General features: G+C 69.0%; 27 protein-coding genes. 10 read left to right on the plus strand and 17 right to left on the minus strand.

Annotation, left to right across the window (positions count from 1 at the left end; genetic code table 11):
• Window positions 1–163 precede the first annotated feature (163 nt).
• Together Q7S93_RS11520 and Q7S93_RS11525 are read right to left on the minus strand one after the other, a co-directional pair.
• Complete coding sequence (locus tag Q7S93_RS11520) at window positions 164–508, minus strand: P-II family nitrogen regulator (protein ID WP_300577982.1); 345 nt, start codon at window positions 506–508, stop codon at window positions 164–166.
• Between the two features lie 145 nt (window positions 509–653).
• Window positions 654–1,397: a class I SAM-dependent methyltransferase gene (locus tag Q7S93_RS11525; protein WP_304714048.1), complete on the minus strand. Its 744-nt coding sequence runs from the start codon at window positions 1,395–1,397 to the stop codon at window positions 654–656.
• A 90-nt stretch (window positions 1,398–1,487) separates the two neighbouring features.
• Here Q7S93_RS11525 and gloB point away from each other — a divergent pair, with 90 nt between their 5' ends.
• Window positions 1,488–2,249, plus strand: coding sequence for a hydroxyacylglutathione hydrolase (gene gloB, locus Q7S93_RS11530; RefSeq protein WP_304714049.1), 762 nt, complete (start codon window positions 1,488–1,490; stop codon window positions 2,247–2,249).
• A gap of 6 nt (window positions 2,250–2,255) precedes the next feature.
• Here the strand turns inward: gloB and Q7S93_RS11535 are convergent, their stop codons facing one another.
• The 3 genes from Q7S93_RS11535 to Q7S93_RS11545 form a co-directional block, all read right to left on the minus strand.
• On the minus strand, window positions 2,256–3,023 hold the full coding sequence (locus Q7S93_RS11535) for a DUF4908 domain-containing protein (protein ID WP_304714050.1): 768 nt from the start codon (window positions 3,021–3,023) through the stop codon (window positions 2,256–2,258).
• Window positions 3,024–3,077: 54 nt separating this feature from the next.
• The gene (gene phbB / locus Q7S93_RS11540; RefSeq protein WP_304714051.1) at window positions 3,078–3,803 is read right to left on the minus strand and encodes an acetoacetyl-CoA reductase; all 726 of its coding nucleotides are present in this window, start codon (window positions 3,801–3,803) and stop codon (window positions 3,078–3,080) included.
• Between the two features lie 69 nt (window positions 3,804–3,872).
• Complete coding sequence (locus Q7S93_RS11545; protein WP_304714052.1) at window positions 3,873–5,048, minus strand: acetyl-CoA C-acetyltransferase; 1,176 nt, start codon at window positions 5,046–5,048, stop codon at window positions 3,873–3,875.
• Between the two features lie 168 nt (window positions 5,049–5,216).
• On the opposite strand from Q7S93_RS11545, the gene phaR reads away from it, so the two are divergent.
• Together phaR and Q7S93_RS11555 are read left to right on the plus strand one after the other, a co-directional pair.
• On the plus strand, window positions 5,217–5,849 hold the full coding sequence (phaR, locus tag Q7S93_RS11550; RefSeq protein WP_304714053.1) for a polyhydroxyalkanoate synthesis repressor PhaR: 633 nt from the start codon (window positions 5,217–5,219) through the stop codon (window positions 5,847–5,849).
• An 82-nt stretch (window positions 5,850–5,931) separates the two neighbouring features.
• Window positions 5,932–6,264 carry a hypothetical protein gene (locus tag Q7S93_RS11555; RefSeq protein ID WP_304714054.1) on the plus strand — a complete coding sequence of 111 codons (333 nt, stop codon included), beginning with the start codon at window positions 5,932–5,934 and terminating at the stop codon, window positions 6,262–6,264.
• 24 nt (window positions 6,265–6,288) lie between these two features.
• On the opposite strand, the gene Q7S93_RS11560 is transcribed toward Q7S93_RS11555, so the two are convergent.
• From Q7S93_RS11560 to Q7S93_RS11570, 3 genes are all read right to left on the minus strand, one after another.
• Window positions 6,289–6,612: a helix-turn-helix transcriptional regulator gene (locus Q7S93_RS11560; protein ID WP_304714055.1), complete on the minus strand. Its 324-nt coding sequence runs from the start codon at window positions 6,610–6,612 to the stop codon at window positions 6,289–6,291.
• A gap of 169 nt (window positions 6,613–6,781) precedes the next feature.
• A complete protein-coding gene (locus Q7S93_RS11565) occupies window positions 6,782–7,210 on the minus strand; it encodes a hypothetical protein (RefSeq protein WP_304714056.1) in 429 nt (142 codons plus the stop codon).
• A 107-nt stretch (window positions 7,211–7,317) separates the two neighbouring features.
• Complete coding sequence (locus tag Q7S93_RS11570; RefSeq protein WP_304714057.1) at window positions 7,318–8,043, minus strand: glycosyltransferase family 2 protein; 726 nt, start codon at window positions 8,041–8,043, stop codon at window positions 7,318–7,320.
• 55 nt (window positions 8,044–8,098) lie between these two features.
• Between Q7S93_RS11570 and Q7S93_RS11575 the strand changes: the two genes are divergently transcribed.
• Both Q7S93_RS11575 and Q7S93_RS11580 read left to right on the plus strand, forming a co-directional pair.
• Window positions 8,099–9,802, plus strand: coding sequence for an ArnT family glycosyltransferase (locus tag Q7S93_RS11575; RefSeq protein WP_304714058.1), 1,704 nt, complete (start codon window positions 8,099–8,101; stop codon window positions 9,800–9,802).
• Window positions 9,799–10,701: a hydroxymethylglutaryl-CoA lyase gene (locus Q7S93_RS11580; RefSeq protein WP_304714059.1), complete on the plus strand. Its 903-nt coding sequence runs from the start codon at window positions 9,799–9,801 to the stop codon at window positions 10,699–10,701. The genes Q7S93_RS11575 and Q7S93_RS11580 overlap by 4 nt, the downstream gene beginning before the upstream one ends.
• A 50-nt stretch (window positions 10,702–10,751) precedes the next feature.
• Here Q7S93_RS11580 and Q7S93_RS11585 read toward each other — a convergent pair whose 3' ends face one another.
• From Q7S93_RS11585 to cysS, 6 genes are read right to left on the minus strand one after another with little or no spacing between them, the layout of a single operon-like run.
• Window positions 10,752–11,690, minus strand: a complete 939-nt coding sequence (locus Q7S93_RS11585) for a glycosyltransferase family 2 protein (RefSeq protein ID WP_304714060.1) — start codon at window positions 11,688–11,690, stop codon at window positions 10,752–10,754.
• Window positions 11,687–13,666 carry a threonine--tRNA ligase gene (thrS, locus tag Q7S93_RS11590; protein ID WP_304714061.1) on the minus strand — a complete coding sequence of 660 codons (1,980 nt, stop codon included), beginning with the start codon at window positions 13,664–13,666 and terminating at the stop codon, window positions 11,687–11,689. The genes Q7S93_RS11585 and thrS overlap by 4 nt, the downstream gene beginning before the upstream one ends.
• Window positions 13,663–13,935 carry a membrane protein insertion efficiency factor YidD gene (gene yidD / locus Q7S93_RS11595; protein ID WP_304714062.1) on the minus strand — a complete coding sequence of 91 codons (273 nt, stop codon included), beginning with the start codon at window positions 13,933–13,935 and terminating at the stop codon, window positions 13,663–13,665. The genes thrS and yidD overlap by 4 nt, the downstream gene beginning before the upstream one ends.
• A gap of 54 nt (window positions 13,936–13,989) precedes the next feature.
• On the minus strand, window positions 13,990–14,439 hold the full coding sequence (locus tag Q7S93_RS11600) for an iron-sulfur cluster assembly scaffold protein (RefSeq protein ID WP_304714063.1): 450 nt from the start codon (window positions 14,437–14,439) through the stop codon (window positions 13,990–13,992).
• Window positions 14,440–14,456: 17 nt separating this feature from the next.
• Window positions 14,457–15,017, minus strand: coding sequence for an SRPBCC domain-containing protein (locus Q7S93_RS11605; protein WP_304714064.1), 561 nt, complete (start codon window positions 15,015–15,017; stop codon window positions 14,457–14,459).
• Between the two features lie 3 nt (window positions 15,018–15,020).
• Entirely contained in the window at window positions 15,021–16,433 is a 1,413-nt protein-coding gene (gene cysS, locus Q7S93_RS11610) for a cysteine--tRNA ligase (RefSeq protein WP_304714065.1), read from the minus strand.
• A 181-nt stretch (window positions 16,434–16,614) separates the two neighbouring features.
• Between cysS and folE the strand changes: the two genes are divergently transcribed.
• Complete coding sequence (folE, locus tag Q7S93_RS11615) at window positions 16,615–17,238, plus strand: GTP cyclohydrolase I FolE (RefSeq protein ID WP_304714066.1); 624 nt, start codon at window positions 16,615–16,617, stop codon at window positions 17,236–17,238.
• 6 nt (window positions 17,239–17,244) lie between these two features.
• Here folE and Q7S93_RS11620 read toward each other — a convergent pair whose 3' ends face one another.
• A complete protein-coding gene (locus Q7S93_RS11620) occupies window positions 17,245–18,126 on the minus strand; it encodes a DUF817 domain-containing protein (protein ID WP_304714067.1) in 882 nt (293 codons plus the stop codon).
• Between the two features lie 10 nt (window positions 18,127–18,136).
• Window positions 18,137–19,201: a serine hydrolase domain-containing protein gene (locus Q7S93_RS11625; RefSeq protein ID WP_304714068.1), complete on the minus strand. Its 1,065-nt coding sequence runs from the start codon at window positions 19,199–19,201 to the stop codon at window positions 18,137–18,139.
• An 82-nt stretch (window positions 19,202–19,283) separates the two neighbouring features.
• Here Q7S93_RS11625 and hisI point away from each other — a divergent pair, with 82 nt between their 5' ends.
• Complete coding sequence (gene hisI / locus Q7S93_RS11630) at window positions 19,284–19,682, plus strand: phosphoribosyl-AMP cyclohydrolase (RefSeq protein ID WP_304714069.1); 399 nt, start codon at window positions 19,284–19,286, stop codon at window positions 19,680–19,682.
• A 14-nt stretch (window positions 19,683–19,696) separates the two neighbouring features.
• On the opposite strand, the gene Q7S93_RS11635 is transcribed toward hisI, so the two are convergent.
• Window positions 19,697–21,373 carry an alkaline phosphatase D family protein gene (locus Q7S93_RS11635; protein WP_304714070.1) on the minus strand — a complete coding sequence of 559 codons (1,677 nt, stop codon included), beginning with the start codon at window positions 21,371–21,373 and terminating at the stop codon, window positions 19,697–19,699.
• A gap of 73 nt (window positions 21,374–21,446) precedes the next feature.
• Here Q7S93_RS11635 and Q7S93_RS11640 point away from each other — a divergent pair, with 73 nt between their 5' ends.
• The 3 genes from Q7S93_RS11640 to Q7S93_RS11650 all read left to right on the plus strand — a co-directional run.
• A complete protein-coding gene (locus Q7S93_RS11640) occupies window positions 21,447–21,764 on the plus strand; it encodes a ferritin family protein (RefSeq protein ID WP_304714071.1) in 318 nt (105 codons plus the stop codon).
• On the plus strand, window positions 21,754–22,764 hold the full coding sequence (locus Q7S93_RS11645; protein WP_304714072.1) for an RluA family pseudouridine synthase: 1,011 nt from the start codon (window positions 21,754–21,756) through the stop codon (window positions 22,762–22,764). Before Q7S93_RS11640 ends, Q7S93_RS11645 begins: the two co-directional genes overlap by 11 nt.
• A gap of 234 nt (window positions 22,765–22,998) precedes the next feature.
• Window positions 22,999–23,337: sigma-70 family RNA polymerase sigma factor (locus tag Q7S93_RS11650; RefSeq protein ID WP_304714073.1), on the plus strand; the 339-nt coding region annotated here is incomplete at its 3' end.

A 23,337-nucleotide genomic window follows, 5' to 3' on the forward strand; every position in this document is an offset into this window, starting at 1 on the left:
CGATTCGCGAAAACCGCGCTCTAGAGAGGCAATTGCGCCCCAAATGCGGAGGAAGTCGGGACCCAATGGGGCCATGCCAAGGCGAATTGGGGCAAGGAAGCGGCGTCGGCGAACGGCGATCTCCCGGCGAGCCCGGGGGCGACCTCTATCCAGGGCTGTGGATTCAGCCGGCGATGGCCGCGGCGTCCCGATCTCCGGTGCGAATGCGCAGGGCCTGTTCGAGGTCGAGGACGAAGACCTTGCCGTCGCCGATCTTGCCGGTGTTGGCGGTGCGGGCCACCGCCTCGATCACCGCATCAGCGATGTCCGACGGGACGGCGATCTCCAGCTTGACCTTGGGCAGGAGCTTCACCTCGTACTCAGCCCCGCGATAGACCTCGGTCTTGCCGCGCTGGCGGCCATAGCCGCGGACCTCGGTGACGGTGAGGCCAGACGCGCCAGCCTCGGTGACGGCTTCGAGCACCGCGTCGAGGCGGCTGGGCTTGATGACCGCGACGATCATCTTCATGGCGACGGGTCTCCGCTGGGGCCGGCGAAATGCCGAACTGACAATCTCAAGCTAGGGCGTTCCGCCCGTGTCTCCAAGACCATCAGGGCCTTGTGAGGACGGGCGCCTGCGCCTTAGGCGCCTGCTCCAAACGGTCGGCCTGCGGTTAAGGTTGCCCGGAGTCGCCCTGGCGCATGGCCGGCGCCGGCGAAAACGCCGGTCGCGCCTGCCGGACGCGGGCCCTCTGGGGCCTGGCCTTGAGGGCGTAGGTCTGCTTGACCGCCTCCATCAGCAGCACTCCGGAGAAGCGCGGCCAGAGCCGTGAACCGGCCTGCTCGAGGGTCTCGGCAGAGCCGGCCATCCAGGAGACCGGCGGCGCATAGAGGGCGCGGGTATAGCCGGCGGGCTCGAGCTCGGCCTCGCGCAGCAGGGCGGCCAGCTGGCGGCGGCTGTAAGGTCGGCCGTGGCCGAAGGGGGTGCTTTCGGCATTGGCCCACAGGCCATCGCGGGCGACCACGGCGACAATCACCCGCCCCGACGGCGCCAGGACGCGCCAGACCTCCTGCAGGAGACTGGCGGGATCAGGGCTCTCCTCGATGGCGTGGATCACCAGGATTCGGTCGAACAGGGCGTTCTGGAACGGCAGCGCCTCTTCATCGACGAGGGTGGCCAGATTGCCGGTGGCGCTCGGCCAGATCTCGACCCCCTGCTGCGCCGGCATGGCCGCCACCGTGCGGCGGGCGCGATCGCGCAGACCGCCCAGGAAGGGGGTCGCATAGCCGAGCCCCAGCACATCCTGGCCAGACGCCGAGCCCCAGGCCTCTGTGACCTTGCGACTGATCATGGCGCGGGCGGCCCGCCCCAGCTCGGAGGCGTAGAAGGCGCGCAGCTCAAGGATGTCTCGACGCATGGACCTGGGGCACTAGGATCGGGGTTCGAACCCTATCCTAGTTTGCGGGCCGCGCCCTTGTCGCCCCGCCAGAACCCGACGAGGCGCGCCATGGCCCTGACCGTCCACCAATTTCCCTGCCTCTCCGACAATTACGGCTTCCTGATCCGCGACGAGGCCAGCGGCCTGGCCGCGGCCATCGACACACCGGACGCCAAGGCGATCCTGGCCGAGCTGGACAAGACCGGCTGGCGCCTGGCCCTGATCCTCAACACCCACTGGCACCCCGACCATGCCGGCGGCAACGCCGAGATCCAGGCGGCCACGGGGGCCAAGATCGTCGGCCCGGCCGAGGTGCGCAAGATCGCCCCCCTGGACCGGGAGGTGAGCGACGGCGACACGGTGGAGCTGGGTGAGACGCGGTTTTCGGTGATGGAGGTGGGCGGCCACACCCTGGGCCATGTGGCCTATTACGACGCCGCCGACGCCATCGCCTTTGTCGGCGACACCCTGTTCGCCCTGGGCTGCGGGCGGATGTTCGAGGGCCAGCCCGACCAGATGTGGGCGAGCCTGCAGCGGCTGGCCGCCCTGCCCGACCAGACAACCATCTATTGCGCCCACGAATACACCGCCGCCAACGCCCGGTTCGCCCTGTCGGTGGACCCTGACCCGGCCCTGGCGGCCCGGGCCAAGGACATCTTCGCCGCCCGCGAACGCGGCGAGCCCACGGTGCCCACCAGCATCGGCCTGGAGAAGCAGACCAACCCGTTCCTGCGCGCGCCCCTGCTGGCGCCGGCCCTGGGGGTCAGCGGGGCGGCCGATCATGAGGCCTTCGCCGCGGTGCGGGCGGCCAAGGACAGCTTCAAGGGGTAGGCGAGATCAGCGGGAGCCGGCTGCGGCGACGATCCGCTCCGACGAGGGTCGGCCCGCCAGGCCGTCCTCCGGGGTGATGGTGATCAGGATCACCCCGGCCCGCAGGCTGGCGCCGGGCCGGCGGCCCTCCACCAGGGTCACCTTGTTGACGCCGCTCAGCACGGCCCGGCCACTGGGCTGGGCCGACATCCGCACCACCGCCTCAGCCGCCACCATGGCCGCATCGGCCACCAGGGGCGCGGTCTCCGGCGAGGCGTCGGCCTCGAAGGGGATCAGCCGCCGCGCCGCCCGGCTCGCCCGGGCGCTGGCCTGGGCCAGGCGCTGCAACAGGGCCTCCGGCCCCAGCACCGGCAGGCGCAGGGGGTTGGAGCCGCCGGCCAGGGCCGCCGGGGCGCCTGAGGGCCGATCCGGCGTAAAGACGGTCAGGCCGCCCAGACGGGTGGCCCGCAGGACCGGCTGGCCCAGATCGTTCTTGTAGATGATGTCGCCGCGGGGGGCCGGCTGGGGCTGCAGCACCCAGACCTCGGCGCTGTCTTCGAACTTCATCATCGGCCGCGGGGTGGAGCGGTCGAGGATGAATCCGCCGCCGTCCTCGACCACATAGCGGGCGACCGGCGGGGCGGAGAAACGCCGGCCGTCCTGGCGGCCCTCACCGAACAGGCCTTCGCGCAGGGACAGGGGCGCGGCTATGGCCGGAAACGCCATGGCGACGCCAGCCGCGGCGAAGGTCGCTGCGACGAGAATCCTCAGGGGCAGCACGGGGCGAGCGCTCATCATGGGCGATCACACATGGCTTTGGACTGGGGCGCTTTTGAGACGGAGGCTGGCTCAGCCGGCCATATACTGACCGCCGTTCAGGGACAGTGTCGATCCGGTCACATAGCCGGCGTGCTCTCCGGACAGGAAGGCGACCATGTCGGCGATCTCGTCGCCACGCCCGAGCCGGCCCACGGGAATCTGGCCGATGATGCCCTTCAGCACCTCTTCAGGCACGGCGGTGACCATCTCGGTGTCGATATAGCCCGGGGCGATGCAGTTCACGGTCACGCCCTTGCGGGCGTTCTCCAGGGCCAGCGCCTTGGTGAAGCCGATCATGCCGGCCTTGGCGGCCGAATAGTTAGTCTGGCCGATCTGGCCCTTCTGGCCGTTGATCGACGAGATATTGATGATCCGGCCCCAGCCGCGCTCGCGCATGCCCTCGATCACCTGCCGGGTCATGTTGAACAGGGAGTCCATGTTCACCCGGATCACCTCCGACCACTGCTCGGAGTCCATCTTGTGGAAGAAGCCGTCGCGGGTGATGCCGGCGTTGTTGACCAGCACGTCCACCGGGCCGAGCGTCGCGGCCACCTGGTCCACCGCGGCCTTGCAGTCGGCGAACACCCCGACATTGCCCTTGACCACCATGACGCCGAGCTCGCGCGCGCAGGCCTCGGCGGCGGCCTCATTGCCGGAATAGCCGGCCGCGACCTCGAAGCCGTCGGCCTTGAGCCTCTGGCAGATCGCCCGACCGATCCCGCGGGTGCCCCCTGTGACGAACGCCACCTTGGCCATGTGCTGTCTCCCCCTACTTGTTTTCGGAGCCGGGAGCTTGAACGCCCCCTGGCGGGATGTCCTTGCCGGCTAGACCTGCTCGACGCACATGGCCACGCCCATGCCGCCGCCGACACAGAGGGTCGCCAGGCCCCTGCGGGCCCCTGAGCGCTTCATCTCGTAGAGCAGGGTGGTCAGGATTCGCGCGCCCGAGGCGCCGATGGGGTGGCCGATGGCGATGGCCCCGCCATTGACGTTCACCTTGTCGCCGTCGAGCCCGAGCTCGCGCACGACGCAGATCGACTGGGCGGCGAAGGCCTCGTTGGACTCCACCAGGTCGAGATCGTCCACGGTCCAGCCGGCCTTTTCCAGGGCCTTGCGGCTGGCCGGGATCGGGCCGGTGCCCATCACCTCGGGATCGACGCCGGCATGGGCCCAGGACGCGATGCGGGCCAGGGGCTTCAGGCCGCGGGCCTTGGCCTCCTCGGCGCTCATGACCACCAGGGCCGCGGCGCCGTCGTTCAGGCCGGACGCGTTGGCGGCGGTCACCGAGCCTTCCTTATTGAAGGCCGGACGCAGGCCCGACACGCTCTCCAGTGTGGCCCCATGGCGGATATATTCGTCCTGATCGACCACCGTGTCGCCCTTGCGGCCCTTGAGGGTGACGGGTGCGATCTCGTCTGTGAACTTGCCGGCCTTCTGCGCGGCCTCGGCGCGGTTCTGCGAGGCGACGGCGAAATTGTCCTGGTCGCTCCGGGTGATCTGCCAGCGGGCGGCGATGTTCTCGGCCGTCTGGCCCATGTGATAGCCGTGGAAGGCGTCCCACAGCCCGTCCTTGATCATGGTGTCGACGAAATTCAGGTCACCCATCTTCTGGCCCGAGCGCAGATGGGCCGCATGGGGCGCCTGGCTCATGCTTTCCTGGCCGCCGGCGATGACGATCTTCGAGGCCCCTTCGGCCACCTGCTGGGCCGCCAGGGCCACGGCGCGCAGGCCCGAACCGCAGAGCTGGTTCAGACTCCAGGCCGGGGCCTCCACCGGAATGCCGGCGGCGATCGAGGCCTGGCGGGCGGGCCCTTGGCCAGCGCCGGCCTGCAGCACCTGGCCCAGAATGACCTCGTCGATGTCGGCGGGGCTCAGCCCCGCACGGCTGATGGCCGCGGTGATGGCCACCTGGCCCAGCGTGTGGGCCGGCAGGCTGGCCAGGGCGCCGTTGAACGACCCCACAGGGGTGCGCGCGGCCGAGACGATCACCACATCGGTCATAGGAAGCTTCTCCCTCAGTCTTCGTCGCTATCTATCAGGACGACCAGGGCCTTGGGCAAGGGCGGCGCGCGCGGCGGCGTGATTTGCGCTTTTCCTCGCATCCGCGATACTGCGCTGCAAAGCCGGACCCGCCGCCAAAGGCGCGGCCCGAAGAAATAGGGAAACGGGATGGCTGAGACCCAGGACGGCGGCGGAAAAACGAGCGGCGGCAAGCAGGCCGGCGACCGCGTGGTCATCAAGAAGTATGCGAACCGGCGGCTCTACAACACCGCCTCGTCTTCCTATGTCACCCTTGAGCATCTGGCCGAGATGGTGAAACAGGGGGTGGATTTTGTCGTCTATGACGCCAAGACCAATGACGACATCACCCGCACGGTCCTGACCCAGATCATCTTCGAGGAAGAGAGCCAAGGTCAGAGCCTGCTGCCCATCCAGTTCCTGCGCCAGCTGATCGGCTTCTATGGCAACTCCATGGAGGCCTTCCTGCCCAGCTATCTGGAGCTGTCCCTGGCCACCTTCGCCCAGCAGCAGGAGCGGATGCGCACCCAGTTCACCCAGATGGGTCAGGCCACGCCGCTGGGCGCCTATGACGACCAGATCCGCCAGAACCTGGCCATGTTCGACCGGGCGATGAAGATGTTCACCCCCTTCGCCTACGCCCCCAAGGCCGAGGACGCCGCGGCGCGCAGCGAGACCCCGGCGCCCAGCGAAGGCGGCGCCCAGACCGACCTGCTCAAGACCCTCCAGGAACAGATGTCGGCCATGCAGGCCCAGATCAACAAGCTGGCCTCGAAGGATTGAGCACGGATGCGAGAAGCCGCCTTCCGCCTTCCTTAAGAAAGCTCGTCCAGGCTGGTCCGGTTCAGGCCGAAGGAGCCCGCCCTTGACCTTGCCCATCGATCCTCTCCGGCAGATCGCGCGTCTGCGTCGTGTGCGGCCGCGGACCCATGAGGCGCAGGGCGGGGCTGATGAAGAGCATCCGAACCTGCCGGTTCCGGTGGGCGGCCTCGAACCCGCAGCGCCGCCTGCGCCGATCACCCGCGGCGGACCGGCCACCTTCACCGCCCATGTCATGGGCGCGGGCGAACAGAAGCGCGGCCTGCGCGGCGGCCCCCCGACCCTGAACGCCGCCCGCAACGCCTATAATCAGACCGAGTTTTCCGGCCAGGCCGATCGGCGGGCCCGCAAGGGCGGCCTGACCCGCACCGACATCTAGCTCCGCCGTCCCAGGCCGCGGCGCCTAGCCCTGCCCGTTCCTGCCGAGCAGGCGGGCAAGATCGGCCTCCAGGGCGGCCACCTTCCGCTCCAGGGCGGCGATCCGCGCCTCAGGGCCTGCGCCGGGGACCGGCGTGGAGACCCCGGCCTGCCGGGCGATTTCGGCGGCGCTCACCCCCAGAACCTCGGCGAAGACGCCCACCTCGTCGGGGGAAAGCTCGCGCTGATCCTTATAGGCCAGCGCCAGGTCGGCCTCGCTCATGCCGGCGGCCGCCGCCAGCACCCGCCGGCTCAGGCCCCGCTCGGCCAGGCGGGCGTCGAACCACTGGGCGTCGAAGAACAAAGCCAAGGCGTACCTCCAAGCGAGCCTGCGAACTGGCGCCGGTCTTGCTTAACCGAAGATGACCCTTTGTGCGTCTTCCACGGTTTGTCCCATGCTGGCCCTGGCCACCCGCGTCTTCGACATCACCCTTGTGGCCCTGATCTTCACGGCCCTCACCTGAGCGCAGCCTGCGGCGTCAGGCGTCGCCGCCGGAGAAGTCGATGTCCCGGCGCGCGGCGACAATGGTCACGATGAAGCCCGCCAGCACGTCCAGCAGCACCATCACCGTGATCAGGAAATAGGTCGAGGTGGCGAAGGCCGGCGCCAGGAGAAACTGGACCAGGCAGATGATGAACAGGATCATCGACAGGGCGTGATTGATGATCGCCACCCCGCGGCTGGTGGTGGATTTCAAAAGCTCGATGAACAGCACCACCAGGGCGGCGGCCAGCAGCAGGTCCCCCAGGCTGACCGACCAGTCGATATTGGACGCCATGCGGATGGTGAACAGGGCCTCGGCCATACGCGCGGGGGCGTCGACGGCTGAAAAGCCGCCGGTCAGGGTCAGGGCCACGAGGTTGTACACCAGCACCGGCAGGGCCAGCAGCGGAAACGCGGCGAACATGCGCATTGGATCTCCCCCTCAGGCCAAGGTCGCCCAGGGCCGAAGCAACCTTAACCCTAGCCGCCGAGGCGCGGGAAGCTCTGGCCCCTCCTGCGGGAAGCCGGAGCCTAGGCCTCGTCCACCCCTTGCGGCCGGCGGGACCGCGCCTGCAGCCACATGACCCCCAGAAGGTCCCAGGCCGAGGCCCAGAGGCGCCCGAGATTGGTGTATTTCGACGCGCCGGTCTGGCGATGGCGATGGCCCACCGGACGGAAGCTCACCTCATAGCCCTCCCGCAGCATCAGGGCCGGGATGTAGCGATGGATGTGATCGAAATAGGGAAGCCGCAGGAAGGCCTCGCGCCGGAAGGCCTTCAGGCCGCAACCGGTGTCATTGGCCGCATCCCCCAGCAGCCGCTTGCGCACCCCATTGCCGAGCCGGGAGGCGAGCTTCTTGGCGCGGCTGTCCTGGCGCTTGACCCGCTCTCCCCCCACCAGGGCGAGATCCGGCCCCCCGGCGTTCAGGGCGTCCACCAGGGCCGGGCCGTCGGCGGGATCGTTCTGGCCGTCCCCATCCAGGGTGACGATCACGGGGGCGCGGGCCGCCAGGACCCCGGTGCGGATCGCCCGGCTCTGGCCGGAATTGCGCCGATGGCTGAGCACGCGCAGTTGCGGCAGCTCGGCCTTCAGCGCCTGCAGGCCCGCCCGCGTGCCGTCGCGGCTGGCGTCATCGACGAAAATGATCTCGACTTCGCGGCCTTGGAAGGCGGCGGCGATTTCGCGGGCCAGGGCGGGCGCGGCGCCTTCTTCGTCAAAGACCGGCACGACCACGGAAATGTCAGGACTAGGGGTCATGCTTCTCCATAGCCGAAAAGCTGGCGAGCGAAAGGATCGTGCTATCACCGGCGCCATGACATTCCAGTCCAGTCTTCAATGGGCGAGCCAAGGTTGGCGAGGCCCCCTGTTTGCGGCCCTGCTGGCGCTCCTGGCCGGATTGCCCGGCGTGTTCGCCATGCCGCCCCTGGACCGGGACGAGGCGCGATTCGCCCAGGCCACCGCCCAGATGCTGGAGACCGGCGACCTGGTGGTGATCCGCTTCCAGGACGAGCCGCGGTTCAAGAAGCCCGTGGGCATCCACTGGCTGCAGGCCGCCAGCGTCTCCATGTTTTCGGCAGTCGAAGACCGGGAGATCTGGGCCTATCGCCTGCCCTCGCTGCTGGGCGCCATGCTGGCCGCCGCCGCCTGCGCCTGGGGGGCTGCGGCCTTTTTCGGGGCGCCGGCGGGGTTGATGGCCGGCGCCATGCTGGGCTCGACCCTGCTGCTCTCCACCGAGGCCTTCATCGCCAAGACCGACGCCGTGCTCTGCGGGTCTGTCGTCCTGATGATGGCGGCCCTGGCCCGGATCTATGGCGCGGCCCGCGGCGGTTCGCCGGTGAGTTGGCGCACGCGGCTGCTGTTCTGGCTGGGCCTGTCGGCGGCCCTGCTGGTCAAGGGGCCCGTTGGCCTGATGGTCGTGGCCCTGACCAGCCTGGCCCTGATCGCCTGGGATCGGAAGATCGACTGGCTGAAGGGCCTGGGCCTCAGCTGGGGTCCCATCCTGCTGGTGGGCCTGGTGGGCCCCTGGGCCTGGGCGGTCACCGTGGCCACCGACGGCGGCTTCTGGACCACCGCCCTGATGAGCGACCTGGCGCCCAAGCTGGCCGGGGGCCATGAAAGCCACGGCGCGCCGCCGGGCTACCACCTGCTGGGCCTGAGCTTCCTCGCCTTCCCCATGACCCTGCTGATTCCCGGGGCTCTCGTCCTGGGCTGGGTGAAACGGCGCGAGCCTGGGGTGCGGTTCGCCCTGTGCTGGCTGATCCCCGCCTGGATCGCCTTCGAACTCACCCCGACCAAGCTGGTCCACTACACCCTGCCCACCTATGGCGCCCTGGCCTGGCTGGCGGCGGCGGCCCTGCGCGACGGGATCGGGCCCGCCGCCCGATGGACCGGGGCCGTGCTCGCAGCCCTGTCGGGCCTAATCCTGGCCGGGCTCTGCTTCTATCTGGTCTCCGAGTTTGGCGGGAACGCCGATGTCACCGCCGCCGCCGCGGCGGGCGGCCTGCTCGCCGCGGCGGGGCTCGTCGGCGGGTTCATGCTGGTCAGCCAGGCGCCGAAGGGCGCCATGGTCGCGGCCATGGGCCTGGCCATCCTGGGGCACGCCGCCCTGGCCGCCGGCCTCGTCCCCGGCCTCGCCCCCCTGTGGAGCTCGGCCCGGGTGGCGCGAATCATGGAGTCTGAACGCCTCCTGCCCCGGCAGGGCATGGCCGCCGCCCCCGTGGCTGTGGCGGGCTACGCCGAACCCAGCCTGGTCTTCGCCCTGGGCACGCCCACCAGTCTCAAGGACGGCGCCGAGGCCGCCCAGGCCATCGGCGCGTTCCGTCCGGCTGTGGTGGACGCCTCTGAAGAGGCGGCCTTCCGCGCCGAACTCAACGCCCGGGGGCTGCAGGTCCGTCAGGTTCGCGAGGTCCGGGGCCTCAACTATTCCAATGGCGATCGCACCCATCTGCGCATCTATATGAACGCTGCGCCCCGGCCCGCGCCGGCTGAGGGCCGGGTGATCGGAGGCCGCCCATGAGCCGGAAAATCCAGATCGTCGAGGTCGGCCCTCGCGACGGCCTGCAGAACGAGAAGGTCCTTCTGGAGGTCGAACAGAAGATCGAGTTCATCGACCGGCTGCGCAGCGCCGGCGCCCGGCGCATCGAGACCGTGTCCTTCGTCAATCCGCGACGCGTGCCCCAGATGGCCGGCGCCGAGGAGATCATGGCCGCCCGGCCGCCGGAGGGCCACTTCTCGCCGATCGGGCTGGTGCTCAACGCCCGCGGCTGGGACCGGGCGGTCGCCACAGGCTGCGCCGAGGCCAATGTGGTGGTCTGCGCCACAGACGGCTTTGGCGTGCGCAACCAGGGCGCCACCACCGCCGAGCAGATGGCCGCCCTAGCCGCCATCGTCGAGCGCCGCCGGGCCGAGGGCGGGCCGGCCCTGTCCATGACGCTTTCGGTGGCCTTCGGCTGTCCGTTCGACGGCGAAGTCAGCCTCGATCAGGTGACGGCCCTGGCCGGGGAAGCCGCCAGGCTGGGGGTGGCAGAGATCGCCCTGGCCGACACCATCGGCGTCGCCGATCCCTGGACGGTGCGTGAGCGGATCGCCGCGGTGCGCCAGGTCGCGCCGGAGACGACCCTGCGCATGCACTTCCACGACACGCGCAATACGGGGCTGGCCAACGCCTTCGCCGCGGTCGAGGGCGGCGTGGACGTATTGGACGCCAGTTGCGGCGGGCTCGGCGGCTGTCCGTTCGCCCCGGACGCCACCGGCAATATCGGGACCGAGGACCTGGTCTACATGCTGGAGCGGGCCGGCTTCGAGACCGGCTATGACCTGGACGGCCTGATCGCGACGGCCCAGTGGATGTCAGGCCTGCTGGGCAAACCGCCGGCGGCCTCGGTCAGCCGGGCGGGCGGATTTCCAAAGGCTTAGAGCGCGTTTCGCTCCGATAACCGGTTCCCACTTATCGGAACGCGCTCTGGCTAGATCGCCCGGCCGGTCAGCCGCCAGAGCAGCGGCCGGGCCACGGCGGCCCCCACCACCAGGGGCCAGAGCAGCCAGGCGGCCAGAGCCTCGCCCAGCCCATGGGCGCGTTTGCGGAAATAGCGGGCCAGGCCCAGGCCCTTATAGAGCTCGACCCGCAAGGGGCTGGCCCGGCTGGTATGGCCCAGATGGATGACCTCGGCCTTGGGGTGGAACATGACCTCGCCGCCGGCCTCCCGCACCCGCCAGCAGAGGTCGATATCCTCCACGTGAAGGAAATAGCCTTCATCGAACCCGCCCAGGCGGGCGTAGTCGGCCCGGCGCATGGCGAAGAAGGCGCCGGAAATGGTCGGCACCGGGCAGAGCTCCGCGGGCGCCGCCTCATTCTCCCAATGGACCTCGTAGCGGCGCAGGGCCTTGGCCCGGCGGGTCAGGCCGCTGAGCGACAGCAGGGCCGCCACCGGGGTGATTTCGCCGCGGCGGGCGCCCCGCTGTTCGGTGCGATCGGCGTTGAGCACCCGGCCGCCCACCAGGCGCATGGCCTGGCCGTCCAGCACCGCCTTGGCCAGCGCACGACTTCCACCCGGTTGCAGGAAGGCGTCCGGATTGAGGAAGATCAGCACTTCGCCGACCGCTCGCCCCGCGCCCAGATTGGCTCCGCGGGCGAAGCCCACATTGCCCTGGCCACGCACCAGCCGCATCTGCGGATGGCGTTCGGCATAGGCGTCCAGGATCGCCGCCTCGCGGGCGTCCGAGCCGTTGTCCACGACGATGAAGTCGTCCACCTGGCGATCGCCGAGCACGCAGGCGAGGCTCTGCTCCAGAGCCTCGCCCGTCATGTACACGACCATGATCACCGAGACGCGCGCACCTTCGGTGATCCCATGCGGCGTCGGGGCGGTCTCGACCGCCACAAACGATGCGCCGATATCGTTCATCCAGCCTCCATGGCCTCGGCGGACCCCCAGGTATCCGCCTCGCCCCGAGCCTCCCGGGCAACATCGGGCGGAAGCGCCTCGGAGGCAAGCCGCAAGACGGCCTCCTCCAGGGTGAGGATTTCCTGGCCCTGGGAGCCGAGGCGCCGCAGAGCGACCTTGCCCTCTTCGGCCTCTCGCCGCCCGACCACCGCGATCACCGGCGCCTTGGCCAGGCTGTGTTCGCGGATCTTGTAGTTGATCTTCTCGTTGCGCAGGTCGGTCTCCACCCGCAGGCCTGCGGCCTTCAGCCTGGCCGCCGCAGCCCTGGCGAAGTCGTCGGCGTCCGAGGTGATCGTCGCCACCACCACCTGGGTGGGCGCCAGCCAGAGCGGGAATGCGCCGGCATAGTTCTCGATGAGCATGCCGATGAAGCGCTCCATCGAGCCGGCGATCGCCCGGTGCAGCATCACCGGCCGCTGCTTGGAGCCGTCCTCGGCCACATATTCGGCCTCCAGCCGCTCAGGCAGCACGAAGTCCAGCTGCAGGGTGCCGCACTGCCAGGTCCGGCCGATGGCGTCGCGCAGGTGGAATTCGAGCTTGGGGCCATAGAAGGCCCCCTCGCCGGGCAGGTGCTCGACCCCCATATTGACCGCCTGGCGGGCGGCCCGTTCGAGCTTGGTCTCGGCGAGGTCCCAGATTTCATCAGTGCCGGCCCGCAGGTCCGGACGCAGGGCGAGCTTGACGCTGTGCAGCTCCACCCCGAAGTCGGCATAGGCCGAGTTGAGCAGGCGGACGAAGCGCTTCGTCTCCTCCTCGACCTGATCCTCGCGGCAGAAGATGTGGGCGTCGTCCTGGGTGAAGCCGCGCACCCGCATGATGCCGTGCAGGGCGCCCGACGGCTCATAGCGATGGCAGGCGCCGAACTCGGCCATGCGCAGGGGCAGGTCGCGATAGGACTTCTGGCCGACATTGAAGATCTGGACGTGGCCGGGGCAGTTCATCGGCTTGACGGCCAGGCTCTCGCCCTCCTCCGTCTCACAGACGAACATGTTGGCGCCGAACTTCTCCCAGTGGCCCGACGCCTCCCAGAGCGAACGGTCCAGCACCTGGGGCGTCCTGACCTCCTGATAGCCGTCCTTGGTCAGGCGCCGGCGGATATATTCCTCCACCGCCCGATAGAGGGTCCAGCCCTTGGCGTGCCAGAAGACCATCCCCTTGCCCTCTTCCTGCAGGTGGAAGAGGTCCATGGCCTTGCCGATCTTGCGGTGGTCGCGCTTCTCGGCCTCCTCGATCCGCTGGATATAGGCCTCCAGGTCGGCCTCGGTGGCCCAGGCCGTGCCATAGATCCGCTGCAGCTGGGCGTTGCGGTGATCGCCCCGCCAGTAGGCGCCGGCCAGCTTGGTCAGCTTGAAGGCCTTGCCCACATGGCGCGTGGACGGCAGGTGCGGACCCAGGCACAGGTCCTTCCAGGCGCCCTGCCAATAGACGCTGATCTCCTCGGACTCCGGCAGGTCCTCGATGATCTCGGCCTTGTAGGCCTCGCCGATGCCGCGGAAATGCTCCAAGGCCTGGTTGCGGTCCCAGACCTCCCGGCGGATCGGCTCGTCGCGCTCGACGATCTCGCGCATCTTGGCCTCGATCTTCTCGAAGTCGTCGAGGCTGAAGGGCTCGTCGCGGGCGAAGTCGTAATAGAAGCCATCCTCGATGGACGGGCCGATGGTCACCTGGGTGCCGGGAAACAGCTCCTGCACCGCCTCGGCCAGTACGTGGGCGGCGTCATGGCGGATGGTCTCCAGGACCTCGGGGTCCTCCCGCGTGAGGATCTGGAAGGCGCCGCCGTGGTTCAGCGGCCGGTCAAGGTCCAGCAGCTGGCCGTCCAGCTTTACCAGCACGGCCTTCTTCTCCAGGGACTTGGCGATGCCCGCGGCGATCTGGCGGCCGGTCACGCCGGCCTCGAAGGGCCGTTTGGAACCGTCGGGAAAAACGAGCTCGATCATGTGTCACACGTCCATTTGCGCGCCGGCGACTCATCGGAGCGGCCCGGCGGCGGTGGCGGCGGATCATAGCCCGAACCGCCCCAGGGGTTGCATCGGCACAGCCGCCGCGCCGCAAGCCAGGAGCCGCGCCAGGGGCCGTGATCGATCAGGGCCTGAGCCGCATAGTCCGAACAGGTCGGAAGGAAGCGACACTGGCGTCCGATCAGAGGGGACAGCGTCAGCTTGTAGGCGCGATGGGCGCCTCTGACGCAGGATTCGTAGGGGGTCATGCCGGCCGCAGGCTTGCGAATACTCGCAGCGATTACGTTGCGGGGGCGGTCAAATCAAGCCGCGCCGGCGGGGCTAGTTCGCGCCATGGCCTGGCGGACAGCGTCGACCGTCGCCTCAAACGCGAGCAGCGTGGAGGCGTGGCGGGCGGGATAGTCCTTCACCGGCGCAAGCATGGAGAGATCCGAAAAACGTCCGACCGGCGCATCTGCGCCGTCCTTCAACATAGCACGGAAGGCGTCCCGGGCCATCTCGATCTCCGCCAGGCTGGCGCCGACCACATGGGTTCCGAGCACGGCGGCGGCGGCCTGGCCGAGGGCACAGGCCTTTACGTCCTGGGCGAAGTCGGCGACGCGGTCGCCGTCGAGGGTGACATCGACCACGATCCGACTGCCACAGAGCTTGGCCACCTTTTCCGAGGTGCCGTCCGGCTCGGCCAGCCGGCCGGCCCGGGGCATGTTGGCCGCCAGCTTCAGAAGCTTGGAAGAATAGAGGTCGTCGATCATCGCCTTGATCTAGGGCGTCAGGAGCCCGGGCGCCATGCGGCCTCGGCCTTGACCTTCAACGCCTCGCCCATGGCGGCGAAGCCCTTCTTGAGCGGCCGCTGCACGCGCTTGGCCGAGGCCGGGCCGAACAGGCCCCTGAACAGTTCGCCGTTGGACACGATACAGGCATGCTCGGCCACCTGGTCGATCTCGATATAGCGGATCGCCACACCGAAGCCGCTGGCCACGCTGGTGCGCCAGTGGAGCTGCTCCAGGGGCACCCAGTCGACAACCACCGGTTCGATATGCCGCGGCGCCTGCTCCGGCAGGGCCAGGGTCAGCTCCAGCGGCGCGCCGATGGCGAGAACCCCCTCGGCCCGAGTGTAGAGCGGGTTCCATTGCGGCCAGGCGCGGATATCGGCGATCAGGTCCCAGATCACCTGCGGCGGCGCCTGGACCCCGATCCGGTGTTCGAGCTTGAGGCCTTTCACGCCGTCGCCCCCGCCGCCCTTGCGCTTGCCGAACCCGAAGCCCGGCATGAAGGAGGGGGACAGTTGGGTGGCGCCCAAGGGGTTGGTGTTGCGGTTCATGCCCATCATGGCTCAATCCTCCGAGGCGTTCGGCTCCCTGAGCCGCCAGGTGGCGCCGTCTGCGGAGTCCATGACAACCACATTGAGGGCGTTCAGTTCATCACGGATCGCATCGGCCCGTGGCCAATCCTTGGCGGTGCGCGCGGCGATCCGGTCGGCGATCAGGGCCTCGACCCGGGCCTTGAGCTCCGGATCGGCCCCGCCCTGGAACCAGGCTTCGGGATCGGCCTGCAGGAAGCCCATCAGGGCGCCGGACGCCAGCAGTTCGCCCTTGGCATGGGCGCGAGCCTCATCGGTCCCCGTCTCGATGGTCGAGGCCAGGGCGAACAGTTCGGCCATGGCCTGGGCGGTGTTGAGGTCATCCTCCAGCGCCGCCAGGAATTTGGGCGACGGCGCGTCGGTGCTGGCGGCCACGTCGGCGCAGCGGCGCAGGGCGCCATAGAGCCGGTCCAGGGACTTCCGGGCCTGCTCCAGCAGGTCGCCCGACCATTCCTGGGGCGCGCGATAGTGGCCCACGAGCAGGGCCCAGCGGACCGCCTCGCCCGGCGTCTGAGCCACCAGGTCGTGGACCAGGACCACATTGCCCAGGCTCTTGGACATCTTTTCCGAACCGAAGTTCAGGAAGCCGTTGTGCATCCAGTAGCGGGCATAGTCGCCCCCGTGGCCGGCCTCGCAGCCGTGGGCGGCGCAGACCCCCTGAGCCAGCTCGTTCTCATGGTGGGGGAAGATGAGGTCGTTGCCGCCACCGTGGATGTCGATGGGCAGGCCGAGCGTCTGCTCGATCATGGCCGAGCATTCGATATGCCAGCCCGGACGCCCCGCCCCCCAGGGACTGTCCCATACGGGCTCACCGGGCTTGGAGGGCTTCCACAGGACGAAGTCGGCGGCGTTGCGCTTATAGGGCGCCACATCGACCCGGGCGCCGGCGATCATGTCGTCCAGGCTGCGCCCCGAGAGCTGGCCATAGTCGGGATAGGACTCCGTGCTGAACAGCACATGGCCCTCGGCGGCATAGGCTGCGCCCTTGTCCACCAGGCGGCCGATCATCTCGATGATCGCGTCCATGGTCTGGGTGGCCCGGGGCTGGAAGGTGGGAGCCAGGGCCCCCAGGGTCGCCATGTCGCGATTGTAGATGTCGAGATAGCGCTGGGTGATGACGTCGATCTCGACGCCCTCGGCCTGGGCCTTGGCGTTGATCTTGTCATCCACGTCGGTGACGTTGGCCGCGTAGAGCACGGCGTCGGCGCCATAGGTGTGACGCAGCAGGCGGAACAGCACGTCAAACACCACCACCGGCCGGGCGTTGCCGATATGGGCGTAGTTGTAGACCGTGGGCCCGCACACATACATCGTCACCCGCTTGGGATCGACGGGGACGAAGGGCCGCTTTTCGCGGGCCATGGTGTCATAGAGATTCAGGGACATCGACCATACTGACGCTGCGGAACGGTTGCCCGCTCGGTTGAGGGAACCATATACAGATCGCCCGGGCGGGAAGACAGGGGGCGCATCCGCTCAAGCTTCCCGGCCGTACCTCGGTGGCACGCGTCATTTCCGGAGCCCTCGCTCCGGCGCAACTCAGCACCAGAAAGACCCGCATCAGCCCATGGACGCCATTACGCCTGAACGGACCATCGTCGGTTCTGACCTGGATCCCGTCGCCCGCCCGACCCGCGAAGAGGCCATGGCGGCTGTTCGCACCCTGATCGCCTGGGCCGGCGACGACCCGCGCCGGGAAGGCGTGATCGACACCCCCAAGCGGGTGGTGGACGCCTATGCCGAATGGTTCGAGGGCTATGGCGCCGATCCGGCCAAGGAGCTGTCGCGGACCTTCGAGGACGTCCAGGGCTATGACGACATCGTCATGCTGCGCGGGATCGAGGTGGAGAGCCACTGCGAGCACCACATGGCCCCCTTCCTGGGCAAGGCCTATGTGGCCTACATGCCCACCAACCGGGTGGTCGGCATCTCCAAGCTGGCCCGGGTGGTGGAGATCTTCGCCAAGCGTCTCCAGACCCAGGAGACCATGACCCAGCAGATCGCCGACGCCATCACCGACAGCCTGCGGCCGGCCGGCGTGGCCGTGCTGATCGACGCCCAGCACCAGTGCATGACCACCCGCGGCGTGCACCATCGGCATGTGGGCACCATCACCACCCAGTTCACCGGGGTGTTCAAGAGCGACGCCAGCCTGCGCCAGCGCTTCCTGGACTTCGTCAACAAGAGCTGAGCCGCTTCAGGCCAGGACGGCGTCTTGAAGAGGCGCCGTCTTCGCCGCCGGCCGCGGCGGATGGACCAGGGTCACCAGCACGAAGCTCAGCATCATCAGCAGGTACCAGGACCCCATCTTGGCCAGGGAGACCGGGGTCCAGCCGGCCTGCTGGTCCGGATAGACCCAGGCCGAGGCGTAGGTCCCCAGGTTCTCGGCGATCCAGATGAAGAAGGCCACCAGCACCGCCCCCAGCAGCATGGGCATCCGCCGCACGGCGAGATCGGGCGTGAACTGGAACCAGGTGCGGCCGAAGATCACCGCTGAAAAGACGAACAGCCCCCAGCGGATATCGACCACATAGTGGTGGGTGAAGAAGTTGGCATAGGCCAGCCCCGCCAGCAGCCAGGGCGCCCAGGCCGGCGGATAGGCTTCGAACCGGATGTCGAACAGGCGGATGATCCGGGCCATGTAGCTGCCGACGCAGGCGTACATGAAGCCTGAGAACAGGGGCACGTCGCCGAGCCGCAGGACGCTGGCTTCCGGATAGGTCCAGGAGCCGTGGGCCGTCTTGAACAGTTCCATGCCGGTGCCGACCCCATGGAAGATGGCGATGACCAGGGCTTCGCGGGGACGCTCAAGCCCCGTGGCCAGCAGGAAGACCTGCAGGGCGATGGCGGCGACCACCAGGAAGTCGTAGCGCGCCAGGGGCGCCTCGTCGGGCCAGAACAGGTGGGTGCCCACCAGCAACGCCAGCATGGCCCCGCCATAGAGACAGGCCCAGGCCTGCTTCAACCCGAACAGCAGGAACTCATAGGCATAGGCCCGCCCCCGGGACTGCGCCGCCCAGGGCCGCGCCCAGGCGTCGAAGGCCAGCACCCTGGCCTTGATCTGGTCCTTCAGGTTCACGGGGGCGCGCTCAGAGCGGCCGTAACTGGCTCAGCAGGCCCAGGGCGAGGCTGTCAGGCGAACCCTCCCCGGTCAGCGCGACCGCCACGGTGGCGCGGGTGGTCATCGAATAGGCGACCATGGCGCTGGCTCCGGCGCCGGGGCTGGAATAGCCAAGCCAGGTGTCGGCCGCCGACGTCTCGGTGGGCGCCAGGTCGCTCGCCATGACGCCCAGGCCCCGATGCGCCCCGGCCTCGCCCATCGGATAGAGGCGGTAGAATCGCCGTCGGGTGGTCTCGGGCCCATGCAGCCGGTCCCCCATGAGGTCGCGCCAGTATCGGACCACGTCCAGGGCGGAGGCCGACACGCCGCCGGGCGCCTCAGGGGCGAAGTCGGTCTCGGCAAGCTCGCGCCGCTCAGCGATGCGTCGATCCAGCGAGTCGGCCCAGGGGGTCTGGTCCGTCGCGGCGATGATCAGCCGCAGCAGGGCGGGGTTGGCGGCCGATGGCGTCATGGCGGCCCCGGGCGCAAACGCCGGCGGCAGGGCGGTGGCGGCGCCCAGATCGGCGTCCGGCAGCCCGCTGGTCTGCGCCAGCACGTCCTCCAGCGTGATCCAGCGCGCATTGGGCAGGTCGGGCGCCCAGCGGTCGATGGTCGCGTCCAGGGCCAGGTCGCCGGCCTCGACCATCTGCAGAATGGCGGTGGCCACATAGGTCGAGGCCAGGCCGCCCCAGGCGAACCGCGCCGGCGGCGCGCCAGGGATCCGCGTCCAGGTCTGGGTCCAGACTGCCCCGCCGGGCTCGGCCAAGGCGGCGGTCGCCGTCTCCACCCCCGGGCTCGCGGCGAGGTCCTTGAAGAAGCGATCCTCCAGCCCGTCGCGGATCACCGGCTGCAGGCGGGTCGAGACTGCGGTGCGGATCTGGTCGAACTGCCAGTCGCCGAACTGCTGGCGAAGGGGCGGTCCGGCATAGTTAGCGCGGCCGTCCGCCGGCGTCTGGGAGGCGCGGCGGCCAAGACCGAAGGGCCAGGCGGCGAGGGCGGGCGCAGGCAGGGCCAGCGCGGCGGCCGACAACAGGGTGCGGCGGCTGAGGCTCATGGGCGGGTCAACTCCCTCAACAATGGACGCAAGCTGCGCCGGACACCTCCCCTTGGCTCAGGAGGAGGGCTATAGTTTGCCCATGACCGCCCAATTTCCCACAGCTTCCGACAAACACGCCCTGGAGCGCGGCGAGATGATCGCCCCGCGCTTCGACACCAATGGCCTGATCGCCGCCGTCGCCACCCATGCGGAGACCGGCGAGGTGCTGATGTTCGCCTGGATGAACGCCCAGGCCCTGGCGCTGACCCTGTCCACGGGCCAGGCCCACTATTTCAGCCGCTCGCGCAATGAGCTCTGGCTCAAGGGCGAGACCAGCGGCCAGGTCCAGCAGGTGGTCGAGACCCGTATCGACTGTGACCAGGACTGCGTCTGGATCAAGGTCCTACCCCAGGGCGATGGCGGCGCCTGCCATGTGGGCTTCCGGTCCTGCTTCTACCGGGTGGTGGAGGACGGCCGGCTGGTCGAGCGTCCCGACTAAGCCGGCCGTCGGCCTCAGGCGTCCTTGAGCGGCGAGACGCCGGCCTCTTGCGGCGTCACCGTGAAGGCCTTGCGCACCGCCGTCTCATAGTCCTTGGAGACTATGGAGGAGACGGTCATCAGCTCGCCCTTCACCGCTTCGGGCGTCAGGGTGAGCAGGACGAAGCCCTTGGCGTCGTGGTCGCTGAAGACCACCTCCTTCGCGCCCTTCATATAGAGCTCGCCGACCGGCAGGCCCTTCACATAGTCGCCGGCCCCAGGACTGGTGATCCCGGTCGTGCCGAACTCGACCGCCCGCAGCGCGCCGCCGTCGTCATAGAGCTCGTTGGCCCAGAAGGCGTGGCTGTCGCCGGAGACGACGATGGCCCGAGCCTTGGCCGCCTCGACGGCGTCATAGAGGCGTTCGCGGGCCGCGGCGTAGCCGTCCCACATGTCCAGGCCATAGGGCAGGCCCATGGCCGCCAGGCGCTCCATCTGGTCGATCCGCTTGGTGATGTCCTCGGGCTGGGTGGCGATGGCCTCGGCGACCGCCTGCTCCCCCAGGGTGGCCCGGGGGCTGGGGACATCCATCCGCGCCATGACCACCTGATTGCCCAGCACCTGCCAGGGGCGGCCGGCCTGAACGGAGTCGGCCAGTTCCTTGGCGAGCCAGGCCTCCTGGGCCTCGCTCATCATCCGGCGGGCCGGATCGTTGATCTTGGCGCGGAAGCCGGCCACGTCGGGCTGGCCGTCCACCACCTCGAGATCGCGCCCATAGTCGAGCTGGTCGTCCCGGGCCGTGAGCCGGGTCTCCAGCATGATCAGGCTGGCCAGATCGCCGAACTGGAAGCTGCGGTTCATGGCCTCGAAGCTGCCGCCCGGCGCCGGGTCGCGGATCGGCATCCATTCGAAATAGGCCTTCAGCGCATTGGCCTTGCGCACGTTCCAGTCGCCCTCGGTCTCGGGGCTGTGGTTCTCGGCGCCGCCCATCCAGCTGTTGTTGGCCGTCTCATGGTCGTCCCAGGACACGATCCAGGGAGCCCGGGCGTGGGCGGCCTGCAGCTGGGGGTCGGACTTGTACTGGGCGTGGCGCTGACGGTAGTCGGCCAGGCTGACGATTTCGTGGGGCGGGACGTGGGGGCGCTCCTCGGCCACGGCCGAGGTCATGCCGTAGGAACCCGGCCCGCCATATTCATAGATGTAGTCGCCCAGATGGATCACTGCATCCACCTTGGGCAGGTCGGCGATGGCCTGGTAGGCGTTGAAATAGCCGTTGGGATAGAGCGAGCAGGAGGCCACCGCGAAGACCAGCTCGCGGGTCTCGCCCACCGGCAGGGTGCGGGTGCGGCCCATGGGCGAGGTCACGCCATTGGCCTCGAACTCGAAGGTATAGCCCCGGCCGGCGTCCAGGCCGGTGACATCGACCTTCACGGTGAAGTCCCGGTCCGGGCCGGTGAAGCCCTGGCCCGACTTGGCGCCGCCGGCCCGGCGGTCGATGGGATTCAGCCGCCAGGCATAGGCGATCTGGCCGGCGCCTTCGGCCTTCGGCGTGATCCGGGTCCACAGGACCACTGCATCAGCAAGGGGGTCGCCCGACGCCACGCCGTGCTCGAAGGCGACCTGGCCGCCAAAGGGCGTCTGGGCGCGGGCGGTGAGCGGCGCAGCAGCGCCAAATCCGAGGAGGGCCAAGGCCCGACGCCGATCGATCTTCATTCTGAATGTCCCCAACTCGCGCCATGATCGCACGCGTGCAATAGAAGGCCTTTGCGACAGGAGCATGATGCCTATGGCCAGTGAAACCCTTCACGTCCCCCGGGAAAAGCTTAGCCCCAAGACCCTCCAGCTCCACTACGCGATCTCATCCCTGATGGAAGAGCTCGAGGCGGTGGACTGGTACCGCCAGCGGGCCGACGACTGCGACGACCCGGAGCTCAAGAAGATCCTCCTGCACAACGCCAAGGAGGAAATGGAGCACGCAGCCATGGTCCTGGAATGGATCCGCCGCAATGATGAGCAGTTCGACGGTCAACTGCGGGAATACCTGTTCAAGGACGGCTCCATCACCGGGCAGGAAGAGGGCGCGGCCGAAAAGCATGGGCTCTGACCCCGCGGGAGATCCGCCTGCGGTCGGCGAGGACGAGGAGGGCGACCTGCTGATCGTTCAGCTCGCCCCCGAGGCGGCCGGCGGGCGGCTGGACAAGACCCTGGCGGCCCTGGTCCCGGAGCTCTCCCGGGCCCGAATCCAGGCCCTGCTGGCCGAGGGCGCCGTCACCCGCGCGGGCGCGCCGGTCAGCGATGGGTCGGCCAAGGCCCTGGCCGGCGCCTATGAGATTCTGGTCCCGGCGGTGGTCTCCGCCGAGCCGGCCCCCCAGGACCTCCCGCTGACCGTGCTGTTCGAAGACAGCCACCTGATCGTCATCGACAAGGCCGCCGGCATGGCGGTCCACCCAGCGCCGGGAACCCCGGACGGGACGGTGGTCAACGCCCTGCTGCATCACTGTGGCGCCAGTCTTTCGGGCATTGGCGGCGTGGCGCGGCCGGGCATCGTCCATCGGCTCGACAAGGACACCTCCGGCGTCATGGTCTGCGCCAAGACCGACGCCGCCCACCAGGGCCTGTCGGCGCTGTTCGCCGCCCATGACATCGACCGGGCCTATGTGGCCCTGACCCGGGGCGCCCCCAAGCCGCGCAAGGGCACGGTGGAATCCCGCCTGGGCCGCTCGGCCCACGACCGCAAGAAGATGGCCGTCCTGCGCACCGGCGGACGCGAGGCCATCACCCACTACGAGGTCACCGCCCTGTTCGGTCCCTCCGACCGCCCCACCGCGGCCCGGGTGCGCTGCCGGCTGGAGACCGGCCGCACCCACCAGATCCGGGTGCACATGGCCTCCAAGGGCGCACCCTGCCTGGGGGACCTCATCTATGGCTCGGGTAGTCCGGCCGGCCCGGTGCGCGCGGCCATGGCCGAGGCCGGCCTTGTCCGCCAGGCCCTGCACGCCGCCGTGCTGGGCTTCATCCACCCGATCACCGGCGAGCCCCTGCGCTTCGAGAGCGCCCTGCCGTCAGACATGGACAAGCTTGAAGATTTGCTGTCGGCGCTCTGAGTTTTTCCCTGCGGCCCTCGGGCATGATCGCCTTGCTTGCGCCCCGATCGGGGGGTAATAATTCCCCAGTACACAAGTGGGACATTCAGTCCGCACGGTGGATCTGACGGATCGCCCTCCCCGGCGGTCTTCCGCTCCGAGAAACCAATACCTATCTGGCAGGGTTGGAGGGGCGGACTGACCCGCGCGCGTTTGCGCGACGGTCCTGAAGGTCCGCAGGGAAAGGGGATAATCATGGCCGCAGCGAACACGCTTTCCGTCATGTCGCCAGATGGCGGCCTGAGCCGGTATCTCAGCGAGATCCGCAAGTTTCCGATGCTGGCCAAGGACGACGAGTTCATGCTCGCCAAGCGCTGGCAGGAGCACGAGGATTCCGACGCCGCCCACAAGCTCGTCACCAGCCATCTGCGTCTCGTGGCCAAGATCGCCATGGGCTATCGCGGCTATGGCCTGCCCATCGGCGAAGTGATCTCCGAGGGCAATGTCGGCCTGATGCAGGCGGTCAAGAAGTTCGATCCCGACCGCGGTTTCCGCCTGGCCACCTACGCCATGTGGTGGATCCGCGCCTCGATC

The sequence above is a fragment of the Phenylobacterium sp. genome, assembly GCF_030646615.1.
Classification (GTDB): Bacteria; Pseudomonadota; Alphaproteobacteria; order Caulobacterales; family Caulobacteraceae; genus Phenylobacterium.

Bases quoted from the DNA above. Each gene is read 5' to 3' on its own strand.
- Q7S93_RS11520 (WP_300577982.1), bottom strand. From the start codon at position 508: ATGAAGATGATCGTCGCGGTCATCAAGCCCAGCCGCCTCGACGCGGTG.
- Q7S93_RS11525 (WP_304714048.1), bottom strand. From the start codon at position 1,397: ATGCGTCGAGACATCCTTGAGCTGCGCGCCTTCTACGCCTCCGAGCTG.
- gloB (WP_304714049.1), top strand. From the start codon at position 1,488: ATGGCCCTGACCGTCCACCAATTTCCCTGCCTCTCCGACAATTACGGC.
- Q7S93_RS11535 (WP_304714050.1), bottom strand. From the start codon at position 3,023: ATGAGCGCTCGCCCCGTGCTGCCCCTGAGGATTCTCGTCGCAGCGACC.
- phbB (WP_304714051.1), bottom strand. From the start codon at position 3,803: ATGGCCAAGGTGGCGTTCGTCACAGGGGGCACCCGCGGGATCGGTCGG.
- Q7S93_RS11545 (WP_304714052.1), bottom strand. From the start codon at position 5,048: ATGACCGATGTGGTGATCGTCTCGGCCGCGCGCACCCCTGTGGGGTCG.
- phaR (WP_304714053.1), top strand. From the start codon at position 5,217: ATGGCTGAGACCCAGGACGGCGGCGGAAAAACGAGCGGCGGCAAGCAG.
- Q7S93_RS11565 (WP_304714056.1), bottom strand. From the start codon at position 7,210: ATGTTCGCCGCGTTTCCGCTGCTGGCCCTGCCGGTGCTGGTGTACAAC.
- Q7S93_RS11570 (WP_304714057.1), bottom strand. From the start codon at position 8,043: ATGACCCCTAGTCCTGACATTTCCGTGGTCGTGCCGGTCTTTGACGAA.
- Q7S93_RS11575 (WP_304714058.1), top strand. From the start codon at position 8,099: ATGACATTCCAGTCCAGTCTTCAATGGGCGAGCCAAGGTTGGCGAGGC.
- Q7S93_RS11580 (WP_304714059.1), top strand. From the start codon at position 9,799: ATGAGCCGGAAAATCCAGATCGTCGAGGTCGGCCCTCGCGACGGCCTG.
- Q7S93_RS11585 (WP_304714060.1), bottom strand. From the start codon at position 11,690: ATGAACGATATCGGCGCATCGTTTGTGGCGGTCGAGACCGCCCCGACG.
- thrS (WP_304714061.1), bottom strand. From the start codon at position 13,666: ATGATCGAGCTCGTTTTTCCCGACGGTTCCAAACGGCCCTTCGAGGCC.
- yidD (WP_304714062.1), bottom strand. From the start codon at position 13,935: ATGACCCCCTACGAATCCTGCGTCAGAGGCGCCCATCGCGCCTACAAG.
- Q7S93_RS11600 (WP_304714063.1), bottom strand. From the start codon at position 14,439: ATGATCGACGACCTCTATTCTTCCAAGCTTCTGAAGCTGGCGGCCAAC.
- Q7S93_RS11605 (WP_304714064.1), bottom strand. From the start codon at position 15,017: ATGATGGGCATGAACCGCAACACCAACCCCTTGGGCGCCACCCAACTG.
- cysS (WP_304714065.1), bottom strand. From the start codon at position 16,433: ATGTCCCTGAATCTCTATGACACCATGGCCCGCGAAAAGCGGCCCTTC.
- folE (WP_304714066.1), top strand. From the start codon at position 16,615: ATGGACGCCATTACGCCTGAACGGACCATCGTCGGTTCTGACCTGGAT.
- Q7S93_RS11625 (WP_304714068.1), bottom strand. From the start codon at position 19,201: ATGAGCCTCAGCCGCCGCACCCTGTTGTCGGCCGCCGCGCTGGCCCTG.
- hisI (WP_304714069.1), top strand. From the start codon at position 19,284: ATGACCGCCCAATTTCCCACAGCTTCCGACAAACACGCCCTGGAGCGC.
- Q7S93_RS11635 (WP_304714070.1), bottom strand. From the start codon at position 21,373: ATGAAGATCGATCGGCGTCGGGCCTTGGCCCTCCTCGGATTTGGCGCT.
- Q7S93_RS11640 (WP_304714071.1), top strand. From the start codon at position 21,447: ATGGCCAGTGAAACCCTTCACGTCCCCCGGGAAAAGCTTAGCCCCAAG.
- Q7S93_RS11645 (WP_304714072.1), top strand. From the start codon at position 21,754: ATGGGCTCTGACCCCGCGGGAGATCCGCCTGCGGTCGGCGAGGACGAG.